This is a genomic window from Aliiroseovarius crassostreae, from assembly GCF_049803815.1.
In the GTDB taxonomy this organism is placed as follows: Bacteria; Pseudomonadota; Alphaproteobacteria; order Rhodobacterales; family Rhodobacteraceae; genus Aliiroseovarius; species Aliiroseovarius crassostreae_A.
Genome location: NZ_JBNAGI010000001.1, coordinates 1,000,001 through 1,015,278 on the forward strand (window position 1 = coordinate 1,000,001; position 15,278 = coordinate 1,015,278).

The 15,278-nt window shown below is 59.5% G+C and carries 16 protein-coding genes and 1 tRNA gene (1 of these 17 cut by a window edge); 6 read left to right on the forward strand and 11 right to left on the reverse strand.

Going from position 1 to position 15,278, the window contains the following annotated elements:
• The 3 genes in view from msrQ to msrP are tightly spaced (at most 2 nt apart) and all read right to left on the reverse strand, a layout consistent with a single transcriptional unit that may run on beyond the window.
• A protein-coding gene (gene msrQ, locus ACP15V_RS04995; protein ID WP_424942562.1) for a protein-methionine-sulfoxide reductase heme-binding subunit MsrQ crosses the window boundary here: on the reverse strand, positions 1 to 195 show its 5' end (the start). It extends 429 nt beyond the left edge of the window; only the first 195 of its 624 coding nucleotides appear in the window; the start codon lies at positions 193 to 195; its stop codon lies off the left edge, out of view.
• Positions 192 to 398, reverse strand: a complete 207-nt coding sequence (locus tag ACP15V_RS05000) for a GDCCVxC domain-containing (seleno)protein (protein WP_424942563.1) — start codon at positions 396 to 398, stop codon at positions 192 to 194. The genes msrQ and ACP15V_RS05000 overlap by 4 nt, the downstream gene beginning before the upstream one ends.
• A gap of 2 nt (positions 399 to 400) precedes the next feature.
• Complete coding sequence (gene msrP / locus ACP15V_RS05005) at positions 401 to 1,309, reverse strand: protein-methionine-sulfoxide reductase catalytic subunit MsrP (RefSeq protein WP_424942564.1); 909 nt, start codon at positions 1,307 to 1,309, stop codon at positions 401 to 403.
• A 420-nt stretch (positions 1,310 to 1,729) separates the two neighbouring features.
• Here msrP and ACP15V_RS05010 point away from each other — a divergent pair, with 420 nt between their 5' ends.
• The gene (locus tag ACP15V_RS05010; protein WP_424942565.1) at positions 1,730 to 1,966 is read left to right on the forward strand and encodes a hypothetical protein; all 237 of its coding nucleotides are present in this window, start codon (positions 1,730 to 1,732) and stop codon (positions 1,964 to 1,966) included.
• Between the two features lie 111 nt (positions 1,967 to 2,077).
• Here ACP15V_RS05010 and dgt read toward each other — a convergent pair whose 3' ends face one another.
• A complete protein-coding gene (dgt, locus tag ACP15V_RS05015) occupies positions 2,078 to 3,424 on the reverse strand; it encodes a dGTP triphosphohydrolase (RefSeq protein WP_424942566.1) in 1,347 nt (448 codons plus the stop codon).
• A gap of 114 nt (positions 3,425 to 3,538) precedes the next feature.
• Positions 3,539 to 6,154, reverse strand: a complete 2,616-nt coding sequence (gene clpB / locus ACP15V_RS05020; protein WP_424942567.1) for an ATP-dependent chaperone ClpB — start codon at positions 6,152 to 6,154, stop codon at positions 3,539 to 3,541.
• Positions 6,155 to 6,349: 195 nt separating this feature from the next.
• On the opposite strand from clpB, the gene ACP15V_RS05025 reads away from it, so the two are divergent.
• Complete coding sequence (locus tag ACP15V_RS05025) at positions 6,350 to 6,625, forward strand: hypothetical protein (RefSeq protein ID WP_424942568.1); 276 nt, start codon at positions 6,350 to 6,352, stop codon at positions 6,623 to 6,625.
• A 67-nt stretch (positions 6,626 to 6,692) separates the two neighbouring features.
• Positions 6,693 to 7,433, forward strand: coding sequence for an orotidine-5'-phosphate decarboxylase (gene pyrF, locus ACP15V_RS05030; protein WP_424942569.1), 741 nt, complete (start codon positions 6,693 to 6,695; stop codon positions 7,431 to 7,433).
• Between the two features lie 47 nt (positions 7,434 to 7,480).
• Here pyrF and ACP15V_RS05035 read toward each other — a convergent pair whose 3' ends face one another.
• Together ACP15V_RS05035 and ACP15V_RS05040 are read right to left on the reverse strand one after the other, a co-directional pair.
• Entirely contained in the window at positions 7,481 to 7,750 is a 270-nt protein-coding gene (locus ACP15V_RS05035) for an NfeD family protein (protein WP_424942570.1), read from the reverse strand.
• A complete protein-coding gene (locus ACP15V_RS05040; RefSeq protein WP_424942571.1) occupies positions 7,750 to 8,637 on the reverse strand; it encodes an SPFH domain-containing protein in 888 nt (295 codons plus the stop codon). The genes ACP15V_RS05035 and ACP15V_RS05040 overlap by 1 nt, the downstream gene beginning before the upstream one ends.
• A 135-nt stretch (positions 8,638 to 8,772) precedes the next feature.
• On the opposite strand from ACP15V_RS05040, the gene ACP15V_RS05045 reads away from it, so the two are divergent.
• Positions 8,773 to 10,047, forward strand: a complete 1,275-nt coding sequence (locus ACP15V_RS05045; protein WP_424942726.1) for a DNA polymerase IV — start codon at positions 8,773 to 8,775, stop codon at positions 10,045 to 10,047.
• 9 nt (positions 10,048 to 10,056) lie between these two features.
• On the opposite strand, the gene ACP15V_RS05050 is transcribed toward ACP15V_RS05045, so the two are convergent.
• Positions 10,057 to 10,914 carry an N-formylglutamate amidohydrolase gene (locus ACP15V_RS05050; RefSeq protein WP_424942572.1) on the reverse strand — a complete coding sequence of 286 codons (858 nt, stop codon included), beginning with the start codon at positions 10,912 to 10,914 and terminating at the stop codon, positions 10,057 to 10,059.
• 168 nt (positions 10,915 to 11,082) lie between these two features.
• Here ACP15V_RS05050 and ACP15V_RS05055 point away from each other — a divergent pair.
• Both ACP15V_RS05055 and ykgO read left to right on the forward strand, forming a co-directional pair.
• Positions 11,083 to 11,157, forward strand: a tRNA-Val gene (locus ACP15V_RS05055).
• Between the two features lie 99 nt (positions 11,158 to 11,256).
• Positions 11,257 to 11,382, forward strand: coding sequence for a type B 50S ribosomal protein L36 (ykgO, locus tag ACP15V_RS05060; RefSeq protein WP_005850168.1), 126 nt, complete (start codon positions 11,257 to 11,259; stop codon positions 11,380 to 11,382).
• A 325-nt stretch (positions 11,383 to 11,707) separates the two neighbouring features.
• Here the strand turns inward: ykgO and ACP15V_RS05065 are convergent, their stop codons facing one another.
• The 3 genes from ACP15V_RS05065 to ACP15V_RS05075 form a co-directional block, all read right to left on the reverse strand.
• Positions 11,708 to 12,928 carry a phenylacetate--CoA ligase family protein gene (locus tag ACP15V_RS05065; RefSeq protein WP_424942573.1) on the reverse strand — a complete coding sequence of 407 codons (1,221 nt, stop codon included), beginning with the start codon at positions 12,926 to 12,928 and terminating at the stop codon, positions 11,708 to 11,710.
• A 70-nt stretch (positions 12,929 to 12,998) separates the two neighbouring features.
• Positions 12,999 to 13,823, reverse strand: a complete 825-nt coding sequence (locus ACP15V_RS05070; protein WP_424942574.1) for an ABC transporter ATP-binding protein — start codon at positions 13,821 to 13,823, stop codon at positions 12,999 to 13,001.
• A gap of 76 nt (positions 13,824 to 13,899) precedes the next feature.
• Positions 13,900 to 15,186 carry an ABC transporter substrate-binding protein gene (locus tag ACP15V_RS05075; RefSeq protein WP_424942575.1) on the reverse strand — a complete coding sequence of 429 codons (1,287 nt, stop codon included), beginning with the start codon at positions 15,184 to 15,186 and terminating at the stop codon, positions 13,900 to 13,902.
• Positions 15,187 to 15,278 lie beyond the last annotated feature (92 nt).

Here is a 15,278-nt window from a genome sequence, read left to right on the forward strand (position 1 = left end):
GACAGCAAAGCCAAGGATCATTGCTTGCAGACCAAGCTCGCCCAGTTCATGCTCCAGCGCTTTGATCGGTTCCACCCCCAGCCCGCCGGTCAACCCCAGATACAGGAACCAAAAGGGCGGCAGGGCACCCAGTGCATAGACGGCCCAGATCGGCACACGGCGAGAGGCGCGGTTCAGATGATCAACGATGGTCATGAACAGCACTCCTTTCCGTCTTGGATGGGTGGGCATGGCACGGTGCCGTAGGAACAAAACACACAGCAGTCTCCGGGTTTTGGGCGCAACACCTCTTCACACCCTTTGCACTGGTAAAAGAACAGACAGGCATCAAGCGGCATTTCCTCTTTCACCTTATGCCCGCATTGCGGGCAGGTCAGGATCGAATGCCGTTCGGCCATGGTCAGAAGTTCGCCTTCAGGTCCATGCCATCATACAGGCTTGCGACCTCTTCTTCATAGCCATTGAACATCAGGGTCTCTTGGCGTTTGGCAAACAGCCCACCTCCGATTTTGCGTTCGGTGGCCTGCGACCAGCGCGGATGCGACACGTTGGGGTTCACATTGGAATAGAACCCATACTCGCGCGGTTGCAGCATGTTCCAGGTGGTCGGCGGTTCCTTGTCGGTGAGCGTCACCCGCACAATCGATTTGATCGACTTGAACCCGTATTTCCACGGCACCACCAGGCGCAGTGGCGCGCCGTTTTGTTTCGGCAGCTCCTTTCCGTAAAGCCCGGTTGCCATCAGGGTCAGCGGATGCATCGCCTCGTCCAGACGCAGACCTTCGCGATAGGGCCACTCAATCCCGCTTCCGCGCAGGCCGGGCATTTCTTCGGGGCGCACCAGCGTTTCAAAGGCCACATATTTTGCACCGGGCTGCACACCGGCCATGGTCAGCAGCTGATTCAGCTCAAACCCATTCCAAGGGACCACCATCGACCAGGCTTCGACACAGCGGAAGCGATAGATGCGTTCCTCGATATTCACATTGGCCAGGATGTCTGCCAGATCATAGCTGCCGGGGCGGTCCACCATCCCGTCGATCTGCACCGCCCACGGGTCCGTGGTCAGGCGTTGCGCATTGGCCACCGGGTCGCCCTTGCCGGTCCCGAACTCATAAAAGTTGTTATAGCTGCTGATCTCTTCAAAGGTGTTCGGTTTCGCGTCGGTCGAATATTTGCCCGCTGCGATTGCCGGCCCCGCAACCGACCCCAGCGCCAAGGCCCCCATCCCCCCCATCAATTGACGACGGTTCAGGAAATCCGCCTTGGGCGTGACATCGGAGTATTTGAGTTTGGACGTGTAAGCCATCGGCGCACCCTTTAATTTCTGTTGCACCTTAAGTAGTGCATCGGGCCATTTCTGCCAAAGCACATCACCTCACGTCCGCGTTGGAGAATTGTAACATTCGCGCGCCTGACCCCGAACATCCCCGAATCCGCAGTTTGAAAAGAGTCAGCATTTTCGTGCCAATACCCGGCGCCCCCCCATATTGCGCGGGCTCTTGCCAGATTGCGCCCCGGGCATGAGACAGGCTCCGCCGTTTGGGATGAGGGCGATTTGCATCTGCGGTTTCTCGCCTGATGGTGGTGCGCCTTTTCGCAAAGCCCTGCCCAAAACAGGACATTTCCCAATTCGGGGATGTGGCTGCGGTTTTTCCAAGGCTTGATGTGCTCGTGTCCCACATGGGGCGCATGAACCACTCACGGAATACATAACGGAGATTAACCAATGAAAACGCTTTCCATCGCTGCCCTTGTCCTGGCCACCGGCACTGGCTTCGCCATGGCTGAGACCGCCATTGACGCCAATGAAGACGGTCAGATCACCATGGAAGAACTGGTTGCCGTGCATGACGGCGTCAGCACCGACACGTTTTCGCAGGCTGACACTGATGACAACGGCACGCTGAGCGCCGAAGAACTGACCGCAGCACAGGAGGCAGGCCTGATCCCCACAGACATGTAATTCCCTACCCCCCCCAATTTCATTCCTGCCACTCACAAAAAACCGCCCCCGCCGGTGCAAATCGGCGGGGGCATTTTGTGGGTTGGGCTTGGGGGAGGTTTTGGGACTGCCCTACGTGCCGGACAACATCTTGGACACTTCAACCGCATAGCGGTCCGTCATGCCGGATACGTAATCGGTCATGGCGTGCAGCGCGGAATAACTGTCGGTAATGTCGCGCAGATCCAGATGGATGGCGCGCACCAGCTGTCGTTCGTATTCCGGCAATTTGTCCTGATCCCAGTTCTGCTCCTTCAGGGCATCAAAGACCGGACGGATCCCCTGCAACACTTCGCGCACCACATTGCGCCCATACACTTCAAGCTTGGTCTTGCGCGGCGCGGTGAAAAGCTGTGCGTTCGCCATCGACTTGATCGCTGCAAATTCGCGCGCCTTGTCGGAGCTTGCAATCAGCGATCCGGAATAGGTGCCCGCCAGGATCGCGTCGTGATGCGTCTTGAAGGCCTCGACGCAGGCGGCAATCGCGCCGCCGATGGCACGCGCGCGCAAATACGAAATCTTTTCGAAATCGGTATAGGCTGACTGATCCCGATTGGTGTTGAACGCGATGGGATCCAACAGGCCCACCACCTGATCAAAGGGCAGATCGCCCGCAGTGAACCCGTCTTCCAGGTCCACGATGTTATAACAAATGTCATCCGCCGCCTCGACCAGAAACACCAATGGATGACGCCGCCACCAGGTCTGCCCATCGGGACCGATCTCTTCGATCAATCCCAACGCCTGTGCCGATTTTTCGTAAAGTGCGCGTTCACATTCGAAAAAGCCAAACTTCTTGGCCCCAACATAAAGCGGCCCCGGCGCCGATTGAAGCGCCTTCGACGTTCCCGCCCCCATCGGGTATTTCATGAACGCCCCCAACGCGGCATGGGACAGGCACATACCCCCCTGATTGCGGTACATTTCCAACCGGGTGAGGATGCGAAACCCCTGGGCGTTGCCTTCGAACTTGCAAAACTCTTCCCACTTCGCCTCGCCAATCCCGTTGAACACCCCCTGCCCGGCCCGCAGGTTTTCGCGGCACCACGCGCCAATCGAGTTTTCGCCGGAATGGCCAAAGGGCGGATTGCCGATGTCATGGGCCAGACAGGCGGCGTGGACAATCCCGGCCAACTTGTGTTCTTCGCCGGGCTGAAGATGCCCCTCCCCCACCAGCCAATGACCGATCTGGGTGCCAAGGGTGCGCCCCACCGACGCCACCTCCTCGGAATGGATCATCCTGTGGCGCAGGTGATCATTGTCATGCATCGGGTGGACCTGCGTCTTGTTGGCCAAACGCCGAAACGGGGCGGAAAAGGTGATGCGATCCGCGTCCACCACATAATGCGGGCGCGCCGGATCCTCGGCCTTGCCCTTGTCGTCCCATCGTTCGGTGTTCAGAAGCTGTTGCCACTTCATGCCCAATTCCTTTTCTGCCCAATTCTCAGTCCGATAAACGACTTAACCCTGACCCCGTCCCATAAAAGAAAAGAGCCCGCTGCGAAAGCGGGCTCCGTTCCTGTTGCTTTTAGATCAATGCACCACGGCATCCTGTGGCGGTTTGCGGTTGGTATTTCCCACCCGGTCGCCGATGATCAGACCTTCGCTGCCGGCGGTGACCGTGATCGTGTCGCCATCCATCACGTCACCTGACAACAGCATCTCGGCCAGTTGGTCTTGAAGCGCACGCTGGATCACACGCTTCAGCGGACGGGCGCCAAAGACCGGATCATAGCCTTCATCGGCCAGCCATTTCATCGCGCCCTCATCCAGATCAAGCGAGATATTCCGGCGCGCCAGACGTTTTTCCAAACGCTTCAGCTGGATCTCGACGATGCCGTCCATATCCGCGCGGCCCAGACGGTCAAAGATGATCGTCTCGTCCAGACGGTTCAGGAACTCGGGGCGGAAATGCGCCCGAACCGCGTCCATCACGTCGCGTCGCGCGTCCGAAGCATCCGCCCCGTCCGGCAACTGGCTCAGCGCCTGCGCGCCAAGGTTTGACGTCAGGATGATCAGCGTCTGTTTGAAGTCCACGGTGCGGCCCTGACCATCGGTCAGCACCCCGTCATCCAAGACCTGCAACAGCACGTTGAACACATCCGGATGCGCCTTTTCGACCTCGTCAAACAGCACCACCTGATAAGGGCGCCGCCGCACGGCTTCGGTCAGAACACCGCCTTCGTCATAGCCGACATAGCCCGGAGGGGCGCCGATCAGACGGGCCACCGCGTGTTTCTCCATGAACTCCGACATATCGATGCGCACCATCGCACTGTCATCGTCAAACAGAAACTCGGCCACGGCCTTGGTCAGTTCGGTTTTCCCGACACCGGTTGGCCCCAGGAACAGGAACGATCCCAGCGGACGGTTTTCGTCGTTCAGACCGGCGCGCGCACGACGCACGGCGTTGGACAGCGCGGTGACGGCCGAATGCTGGCCGATGACCCGCTTGTGCAGATCCTCTTCCATACGCAGGAGTTTTTCGCGCTCGCCTTCCAGCATTTTCGAGGTCGGGATCCCCGTCCAGCGTTCGACGACGCTTGCGATCTGCTCCGGGCGTACGGCCTCTTCGACCATCATGTCGCTGTCAGTGTCCTCGGCGCTTTCCAGTTTCTTCTCCAGATCCGGAATGATGCCGTAAGACAGTTCCCCCGCGCGGGCCAGGTTGCCATCACGCTTGGCGATGTCCAGCTCGGCGCGCGCTTTGTCGAGGTGCTCTTTCAGCGCACGCGCGCCTTCCAGCTTGTCGCGTTCGGCTTGCCATTGCGCGGTCATCGCAGCGGATTTCTCCTGCAGCTCGCTCAGCTCCTGTTCCAGCTTTTCAAGCCGGTCCTTCGACGCTTTGTCATCCTCAAGCTTCAGCGCCTCCCCCTCGATCTGCATCTGCATGATCTGACGATCCAGCGCATCCAGTTCTTCGGGTTTGCTGTCGACTTCCATGCGCAGACGGCTGGCGGCTTCGTCCACAAGGTCAATCGCCTTGTCGGGCAGGAAGCGGTCGGTGATATAGCGATGCGACAGCGTGGCCGCGGCCACCAAAGCACTGTCCGAGATTCGCACCCCGTGGTGCAGCTCGTACTTTTCCTTGATGCCGCGCAGGATCGACACGGTGTCTTCGACCGTGGGCTCCTGCACCATTACCGGCTGGAACCGACGAGCAAGCGCCGCGTCTTTTTCCACGTATTTGCGGTATTCATCCAACGTGGTCGCGCCCACACAATGCAGCTCGCCGCGCGCAAGCGCCGGCTTGATCAGGTTGGCCGCATCCATCGCGCCGTCCGATTTCCCGGCACCGACCAGCGTGTGCATCTCGTCGATGAAAAGGATGATTTCGCCGGCAGCCGCGGTCACCTCGTTCAAGACGGCCTTCAGCCGCTCTTCGAACTCGCCACGGTATTTCGCACCGGCAATCAGCGCGCCCATATCCAGCGCCAGCAGACGTTTGTTGCGCAGGCTTTCCGGCACGTCGCCATTGATGATCCGCAGCGCAAGCCCCTCGGCAATCGCGGTTTTCCCCACGCCGGGCTCCCCGATCAGAACCGGGTTGTTCTTGGTCCGGCGCGACAGAACCTGCATCGAACGGCGAATTTCTTCGTCCCGCCCAATGATCGGGTCAATCTTGCCTTCACGCGCCGCTTCCGTCAGGTCGCGGGCGTATTTGTTCAGCGCCTCATAACTGTCTTCGGCGCTGGCGCTGTCCGCCGTGCGGCCCTGGCGCAGGTCATTGATCGCAGCGTTCAGCGATTTGGCATCCACGCCGCCTGCTTCCAGCGCGTCGCGCGCCTTGGATTTCACCACGGCCAAAGCGGTCAGCAGGCGTTCCACGGGCACAAAGCTGTCGCCAGCCTGTTTCGCCAGTTTGCCGGCCTCATCGACCAGCACCGCGATTGAGTTGTCCATGTAAACCTGGGCACCTTCGCCCGACACTTTCGGCAGTTTCGCCATCCGGTCGTCAAGCGCCGCAACCACGCGTTCGGGTGCCCCACCTGCCTTGCGGATCAGGTTGGCGCTCATCCCTTCTTCATCATCCAGAAGGGCCTTCAAAACATGTTCGGGAACAAGACGTTGGTGGTTTTCGCGCATGGCGATGGTCTGGGCGGCCTGAATAAACCCACGCGACCGCTCGGTGAACTTTGATACGTCCATATCATTCTCCTTCTCAAAGCGCCCGTGTGTCTGGTGCCCACCTGTGCGGCACACCGTTGCTTCGGGCCTCACAGATCAAATGGGCATCCTTGCGGTTGAATGCAAGGGCCGGGAACTCGTGGGGAATTGGGTCAGAAAATTACCCTTATCGCGGCGACAGATTGCCACCATTTTCAAATCATGCGAGGGGCCATGATGATTAAATCCATTACCATTTCCAGTCTGACTCAATGCGCCAAAGACAACCGGTTAAGCGGTTCCGTGGTGATGGTTCTGGAGCATGTCGAAAGCGGCGACACCACGCGCGCGCAATTCCTGTGCCGGATCGAAAACGCGGCAGATTTGGCGCATGATGATCATCTGACCACCCTGGCGCGAGAGGCGCTTCGTCAGGCCCGCCGCCTTCCCGATTGCGCATATCTGTCAGAAAACGACGCCTTCGTGGCGCAAAACATCACGCTTGTGACCTGATCCCCCTATCCACATTTGCCTTTGGCTCGGCTGCGCAGTAGGAGAGGCGGGAACAAAGGAGCCAGCCATGACCACCAAAGCCCCCCCCAAAGCGGATGACCGTTTGATTGTTGCCCTTGATGTGCCCAACGCCTTGGAGGGTCTGAACCTCGCGGGAGAGTTGGGAGAGGCGGTGAATTTCTACAAGATCGGGCTGGGAATGCTGACCGGTGGGGGGCTGGCGCTGGCCAATGAGCTCAAGTCCGAGCATGGCAAGAAGATCTTCCTCGATATGAAGCTGTTTGACATCGGCAATACGGTCGAGGCCGCGGTGCGGGGGCTGGCGCAGTTTGATCTGGATTTCCTGACCGTGCATGGCGACCCGCATGTGGTGCGCGCCGCGCAGGAAGGCAAAGGGGCGACGGATATGAAGATCCTGGCCGTGACCATCCTGACGTCACTGGACCGCGCCGATCTGGATGCCAGCCTGATCAAAGCCGGTGAGGTGCAGGATCTGGTGCTGGAACGTGCGGCACGCGCGATGGAGGCCGGTGCGGATGGGGTGATTGCTTCGCCGCAAGAGGCGGCCCTGATCCGTGCCCTTCCTGAAGCTGAGGGCAAGCTGATCGTCACCCCCGGCGTCCGTCCGGCCGGAGCCGCGCTTGGTGATCAAAAACGCATCGCCACGCCCGCCCAAGCCATTGCAGACGGGGTGGATCACATCGTGGTGGGCCGACCGATCCGCAACGCGGAAAACCCGCGAAAGGCCGCCGAAGCGATTTTGGCTGAGCTGAGCTCTCCGCAGGCGCTGCGCAAAAATCTGCCCTGAAAAAAGCTGAGCTGACCGAAAGGAACGGGCCCCTCAGGGCCCTGTTCTCATAATTCGTTGATGTCCTTGTCGAATTTCTTCGACTGCCCATCCCGCACCCCAAAGGCGCGGCGCATGATCAACCATGCCACCACGGACACGGCGCCAAACACCACCAGCAATGCCGGCAGGCCGATCGACGGGCCAATCAGCACCAAAAGCGCCACCACGGCAGCGCCAATGGCAAAGCCCAGGAAGACAAAACCGGGGATCATCATCTCAAGGATGACAAGGGCGATGGCACCCGCCGCCCAGATCCACCATTCATGCCAGAGCATCAGGGTTTTCCTTTCAACAGTTTGAACGCGTCACCGAAAGCATCCAGCGCATGGGCCGGCAAAAGCACGGTCTGCTTGCCTTCCCCGCTGCCCACCGCGGTCAGGGCTTCGACCTGCTTGAGGGCCACTTGGTATTGCGCGGCCTCAATGCCGTTTTCCTTGATCGCCTTGGCCACAACCTGCGTGGCATAGGCTTCGGCATCCGCCGAGATCCGGCGCGCCTCTGCCTCTTTTTGCGCCGCATAAAGCTCTGCATCAGCCGAAAGTTCCACCGCGCGGCGTTTGCCTTCCGCCTCTGTCACCTGTGCCCGACGGGCACGTTCGGCATTCAGCTGCTGCAACATCGCTTCGCGGGTCGCCGCATCAAGGTTCACGTCGAGGATTTCCGCCCGGGTCACTTCAATGCCCCAGTCATCCACCGCATCCGCAACCTGTTGCTTGATCCGCGCAATCAGCTGCTGGCGGTTTGATTGCACCTCGTCCAGCTCCATCTCACCAATGCCGGCGCGCACGATCCCGGCCACGGTTGTCGCAATGGCCGCATCCACGTCGCGGATCCGATAAACGGTCTTTTCCGGCTCCAGAATGCGATAGAACACCGAGGTATCCACCTGCACCAGAACGTTATCCGAGGTGATGGCATCCTGCGAGTTGGTGGGCAACTGACGTTCAAGGATCGACACTTTGTGCCGCACAACATCCAGGAAGGGCACAATAAAGTTGATCCCCGGCCCAAGCACACTTTGCAAACGCCCAAAGCGCTCGACCACAAATTTCTGACTTTGCGGAACAATCCGGACACCTTTGAGAACCGTCAGGATCAGGAAAGCGGCCAGAACCAGCAAAACAATATTGCCGCCACCTAGCCCGTTAATAATGTCGCCCATGTCTATCCTCGCGTTGAAACCAATTTTGATTTTCAAAAACATATGGGGGAAAAGCAGGAATTTTCAACCGCAAGGTCGACATGTCGGACCTTTGATCACCTTTTGCATCTTCCCGGTTTGTTCTAAGATATGGCCATGCCCAGCCTGTGCCGATCCTGCCTGACCACATTTGACAGCCCGCCCGCCCCAGCGCGGCGGTTGCGTTGCCCGTCCTGTCATAGCCCGCAGGTGACATCACACCCCGAGCTTTTCGACCTGACCATCGCCCATATGGATTGCGACGCGTTTTACGCCTCTGTGGAAAAACGCGACAATCCCGAGCTTGCCGACAAGCCGGTAATCATCGGTGGCGGGCGGCGCGGCGTGGTGTCCACCGCCTGTTATGTGGCGCGCATCCGGGGCGTGAAATCCGCCATGCCGATGTTTCAGGCGCTGAAACTGTGCCCGGATGCGGTGGTGATCAAACCGCGCGGCAGCCATTACGCCGCGGTGTCCAAACAGATCCGCGCGATGATGGACGAGCTGACCCCGTCAATTGAGCCGCTTTCGCTGGACGAGGCATTTCTGGATATGACCGGCACGTCGAAATTGCACGGAAGACCGCCTGCCGCGATGCTGGCCGGGCTGGTGAAGCGCATGAAAGATGAACTGGGACTGACCGGATCCATTGGTCTCAGCCACAATAAGTTCCTTGCCAAAGTGGCCTCCGATCTCGACAAACCCCGTGGCTTTTCAGTGATCGGCAAAGAGGAAACGATGGCGTTTCTGCGTGACAAGCCGGTGCGGATGATCTGGGGGGTTGGCCCTGCCGGGCAGGCGCAGCTGGAACGCGCGGGCATTCGCACCTTTACCGACCTTTTGCGTTGGGAGCAGGACGATCTGGTGGCGCGGTTCGGCAGCATGGGGATGCGGCTTTATCATCTTGCCCGCGGCGAAGACCACCGTCGGGTCTCCGCCCATGCGCCGGTCAAATCCATTTCCAAGGAAACCACGTTTTTCGAAGACACGATGGCGATTGATATTCTGGACGGGCACCTGTGGCGGCTGGCCGAACAAGTGGCGGATCGCGCCAAGGCCAAGGGGAAGGCCGGGCGCGTGGTCACATTGAAACTGAAACGCGCCAATCATGCGGCGCTGAGCCGTCGGGTCAGCCTGGGCGACAGCACTCAATCCGCCGACCGGATCTATCGCACCGCCCGGCCACTGCTGGACAAGGCGCTGAGCGAAGGGCCGTTTCGGCTGATCGGCGTGGGGATCAGCGATATCGTCAGCGATGAGGCTGCGGATCTGTCGGATGACCTGCTGGACCCGCAAGCGCCGAAACGACGGGCCGCGGAAAAAGCCACGGACGAAATCCGGGCCCGCTTTGGCAAAGATCTGATCATCAAGGGGCGCGCGCTTCGGAAATAGCCGGAGTCGTTACTCCGCAGCCAATTGCCGTTGATCCCGCCCCATCTGGCATATTCTGGCAACCACTTTTTCAAGCCGCGCCTGCACGGTGTTGAACTGGCCATTGGGGCGGATCAGGCTTTCATTCATATAAAGAGAGCGGTCGATTTCCACCTGCACGACATGCTGATTTCGGGTCGGGCGACCATAGTGTTGGGTAATGAACGCGCCGGCAAAGGGCGCATTGCGGGCCACAACAAAACCCGCATCACGAAAGGCCTCGGCCACCTGATCCACCACCTCTTGCGAGGCGGATGCCCCGTGGCGATCCCCCAGGACAATCTCGGGCCTGACCCCGTTGCGCGTGGTTGACCGGACCGCCTCATGCGGCATCGAGTGGCAATCAATCAGCACCGCCTGTCCAAACATCTGTTGGCTTTGGGTCAACACCTGTTTCAAACGGTTGTGATAGGGAAACCAAATGGTGTTCAGCCGATGTTGCGCCTCGGCCATGCTGATCTTGCCGCGATAGATCGGGCGCGCACCTGCCACCACGCGGGGGATCACGCCGAGGCCGGATGAAATGCGGGCATTCAAGGCCTGTCGCCGCACCCCGCTGACCAGCGCCGGGTCCAGTTCCTCTGCTCCGCGGTTTAGATCCACATAGGCCCGTGGCGCATTTGCCGCCAACAACGGCGCACCATATTGGGGCACCGAGCCAAACAGCATATCCACATAAGCATCTTCTGATGACCGGATTGTCCGTTCATCCAGGATCGAGTTTTGCAGAAACGACCAGTCATAGGCCCGCCCGGAATGGGGCGAGGCGAACACGACACAGGTTTCGCGTTCACTTGGCTGAAAAAGCGTGTATGGATCGGTCTGCATTGGCTCTCATGTTGGATGGTCTTGTCTTTACATATAAAGGCAAAAAAACTCTGACCAAAAGCCCTTGCGTCCTGCGCCGACTCCTTTTATAGGGACGGGACCGACGCGGGGTTTCCCGCGTTGTGTTGTTTGAGACGGGGTGAAAACCCTGTTTTGGATAGGAATTCAGGGCGATTAGCTCAGCGGTAGAGCACTTCGTTGACATCGAAGGGGTCACTGGTTCGATCCCAGTATCGCCCACCATGAACCGCCCGTGCCGAACCAGAGGGGAAACCCAATGATGGCGCAGGTAAAATGAAGCACAAGGCGCAATCCGCAGCGCCGCGTTGAAGGAGATAGGACATGAAAGTTCGTAACTCGCTCCGCTCGCTGAAAAACCGCCACCGCGATTGCCGCGTGGTGCGCCGTAAAGGCCGCGTTTATGTGATCAACAAAACGCAGCGCCGCTTCAAGGCACGTCAGGGTTAATCCCGGCGTCCTGGCTTCAGTCAAGCGACATTTTGAAAGGCCGTCCTTCGGGGCGGCTTTTTCTTTTGGGGCACGGGTCCGCAGGGCGCTTTCGCTTACGCTCAAACGCGCAACTGGTGGCTCACGCTGTGAGCCTATCAGGGGCTTTGCCCCTCGCGAGACAAGCTCGCTCACCCCAGGATATTTGCGATTAGAAAATAAGCGCGGGGAATTGCAGCGCATCAAAAAAAAGGGCCGAGACGAAGCTCGGCCCAGTTCATCAGGAGGAAGATATTCCTGACGGGGAATCTTTTGCGGGGACGCGACGTGCGCGCCGCGCCCGGGATCAGTCGTAGACGCGTTGGTCTTCGATCACGACACCATCGTTGGGCAGGCTGCCCTTGGCGACGATTTCGATCTTGCCCTTGAGTTTCAGGGTCTCGGCCACGGATTTGGCATAGGGGGCCGGGTCAGTGGCATCGGTTTCCACCTGTACGGTCATCGCATCCATTTCGCCTTCGCGGGTGGCCACAACGCGGGCCTTGGCCACGTCCGTGTGTTTGGCAACAAAGTCAGCCACCTGTTCCGGGCGCACGAACATGCCCTTGATTTTGGCGGTCTGGTCCGCGCGGCCCATCCAGCCTTTGATGCGCATATTGGTGCGGCCACAGGGGCTGTCGCCCGCCATGACGGCCGACAGGTCGCCGGTGGCAAAGCGAATGAGCGGGTAGTCGGGGTTGAGCGTGGTCACGACCACTTCGCCCACTTCACCCGGCGCCACGGGATCCCCGGTGCCGGGGCGGACGATTTCGACGATCACGCCTTCATCCACGATCATGCCTTCCATCGCATCACTTTCATAGGCCACGTTGCCCAGGTCGGCGGTGGCATAGCTTTGCAGGCAGGTGATGCCACGATCGGCGTATTCCTGGCGCAGGGATGGGAACAGCGCCCCGCCACCCACGGCGGCCTTGGTGATCTTGAGCTTGATGCCATCGGCATCGGCCCGGTCCAGAATGATCTTCAGGTAGTCCGGCGTGCCAGCATAGGCGGTGGTGCCAATGTCAGCCGCAGCGCGGACCTGAAGCTCGGTCTGGCCCACGCCCGCGGGCACCACGGCGGCCCCCACGGCGCGCGCGCCGTTTTCAAAGATCATGCCAGCCGGTGTCAGGTGATAGCCGAAACAGTTCTGAACAATATCGCCTTCGCCGATGCCGCAAGCATTCAGAAAACGCCCCATGCGCCACCAGTCATGATCCACCCCGCCCGGTTCGTAGATCGGACCTGGGGATTGGAAGATATGGGCGAACTTGTGGGTCGGCAGGGTGGCATAGCCCCCGAGCGGCCCATCTGCGCCCTGCGCTTTGCCGATCTCGGATTTGCGCAACACCGGCAGGGACGCCAGATCCGCGACCGAGGTGATGCTGGCCGCATCCACCCCCTTGAGGCTTTCCCCATAGCCCGCAAGGGCCTGTGCGCGGGCGATTTGTACCGGCAGAGACGCAGCCAGCGATGCGGCGCGTTCATCTGCGGAACGGGTTTCCAGCGCGTCAAAATACTTGGACATGAGTGAAACCTCTTGTCTGAGCCGACAACCTGTCGGCAAATTGCTACTGTTCAGGTGGCGGTGGCGGCGATCAGGCCAGCCAACGCTTACGACGACGGTAGGACCGCACGTCACGGAAGCTCTTGCGTCCTTCGTCGGACATGCCGAGATAGAATTCCTTCACATCCGGGTTTTCGCGCAGTTCGGCGGCGGGGCCGTCCATCACGATGCGGCCGTTTTCCAGAATGTAACCGTAATGGGCGTATTTCAGCGCCACGTTGGTGTTCTGTTCGGCGAGCAGGAAGGTCACGCCTTCTTGTTCGTTCACCTTCTTCACGATCTCGAAGATCTGTTCCACCAGCTGTGGGGCCAAACCCATCGAGGGTTCGTCCAGCAAGATCATGTCGGGGCGCGACATCAATGCGCGGCCCATGGCCACCATCTGCTGTTCGCCGCCCGAGGTATAACCCGCCTGCGATTTGCGGCGTTCCTTGAGACGCGGGAAATAATCGTAAACCATTTCCAGGTCTTTGGCGATTTCGGCACGGCCATCGGTGCGGGTATAGGACCCGGTCAACAGGTTTTCTTCGACGGTCAGGTGTTCGAAACAGTGACGACCTTCCATCACCTGGATGACACCGCGCTTCACCAGCGCGGCCGGGTTCAGCTCGGCGATATTTTCGCCCATATGGTCGATGGTGCCCTTGGTCACTTCGCCCCGTTCAGCCTGAAGCAGGTTTGAAATGGCCTTGAGTGTGGTGGTTTTACCGGCCCCATTCCCGCCCAGAAGCGCGGTGATGCCGCCCTTTGGAACCGAGAGGCTTACACCTTTCAGAACGAGGATCACGTGATTGTAGATCACCTCGATATTGTTGACCTCAAGCAGGTTCTCTTGGGTTTTAGCGGCGTCCAGCATATTGGGTCGTCCTTAACCTAATCGTTCGTGGGATGGTCCGGGCCGTATGGCCCGAACCTGTCTTTCACGCGGGCGCTTAGTTGCAGCGCTCGGCGATGTTGTTTTCGGCAGCGTAGGCCATCGAATCCGCGTCGATCAGCGGCTGGATGACTTCCATGTCCGACGGACCAAAGTCCGAGATCAGCGACCAGGTGCCTTTGGCAGCATCCCACTGCGAGATCGCAGCGGTGCCGGGGCCACCGTGGTTTTCACAGGTCACTTTGAACGCGGGACCAAACCCTTCCATGCCCAGCTCTTTCATGCGGGCATCGGTGATTTCCAGCTGTTCCAGACCATCACGCATCTGACCCGAGGTGATGTCGGTCACACCGTGGATTTCCTGCGCTTTGCGGGCAGCTTCGGCCAGCATCATCGCCGCGTAAACGCCGCGGTTGTAGATCACCGAACCCACGTTGTCGCCGTTGCCGGCAGCTTTGCCCGCATCCACAACGTATTTCTGGATGTCGTCAAACACCGGGTAATCCGAGCCCACACCGTGGAAGGCCACAGCCTTGTAGCCGGTTGCCGCGTCGCCAGCCGGTTTCACGTCGTGCTCAGCACCCGACCACCATACGCCGATCATGTTTTCCAGCGGGAAACGGATGTTGCCAGCTTCCTGAATGGCCACCTGGTTCATCACGCCCCAGCCCCAGAACACAACATAGTCGGGACGTTCGCGGCGGATTTGCAGCCACTGCGATTTCTGCTCCTGACCCGGGTAGTCAACCGGGATGGCGCTGAAGTCAAAGCCGTGCTTTTCGCCCAGTTTGGTCAGGGTCGGGATCGGCTCTTTGCCGTATGCGCCGTTGAAGTGCAGCAGGATAACCTTTTTGCCCTTCAGGTCACCCCCGTTGATGTCCAGCAGGTGGTTCACAGCCGCCGACGCACCGTTCCAGTAGTTGGCCGGGAAGTTGAACACGTGGCTGAACACTTTGCCGTTGGCAGCCGAGGTGCGGCCATAACCGGGGGTGTAAAGCGGGATGTCATCGGCGGTTGCTTTCGGGATCAGCTGATAGGTGATCCCGGTCGACAGCGGGTTATAAGCCAGCGCGCCTTCGCCTTTGGTCGCTTCGTAGCATTCCACACCTTTTTCGGTGTTATAGGCGGTTTCACATTCCGGCACCGAGATTTTCACCCCACCGACACCACCGTCACGTTCGTTCAGAAGGGTCATGTAGTCGGCGAAACCGTCAGCATACGGAATGCCACCCGCGGCGAACGGGCCGGTGCGATAGCTCAGCGACGGGAAGACCAGATCGGCCATTGCCGGGGCGCCCACCATCAGTGCGGCAACCGATGCCGCTGCTACTTTCTTAAAGGTCATTTGCTTCCTCCCTAGATTAGCAAATTGTCGTGCCCGTTATGGGTCACTTTGGTGATAGCCCCCCGATCCGCTCCTCATGGACCGGAAGGCCA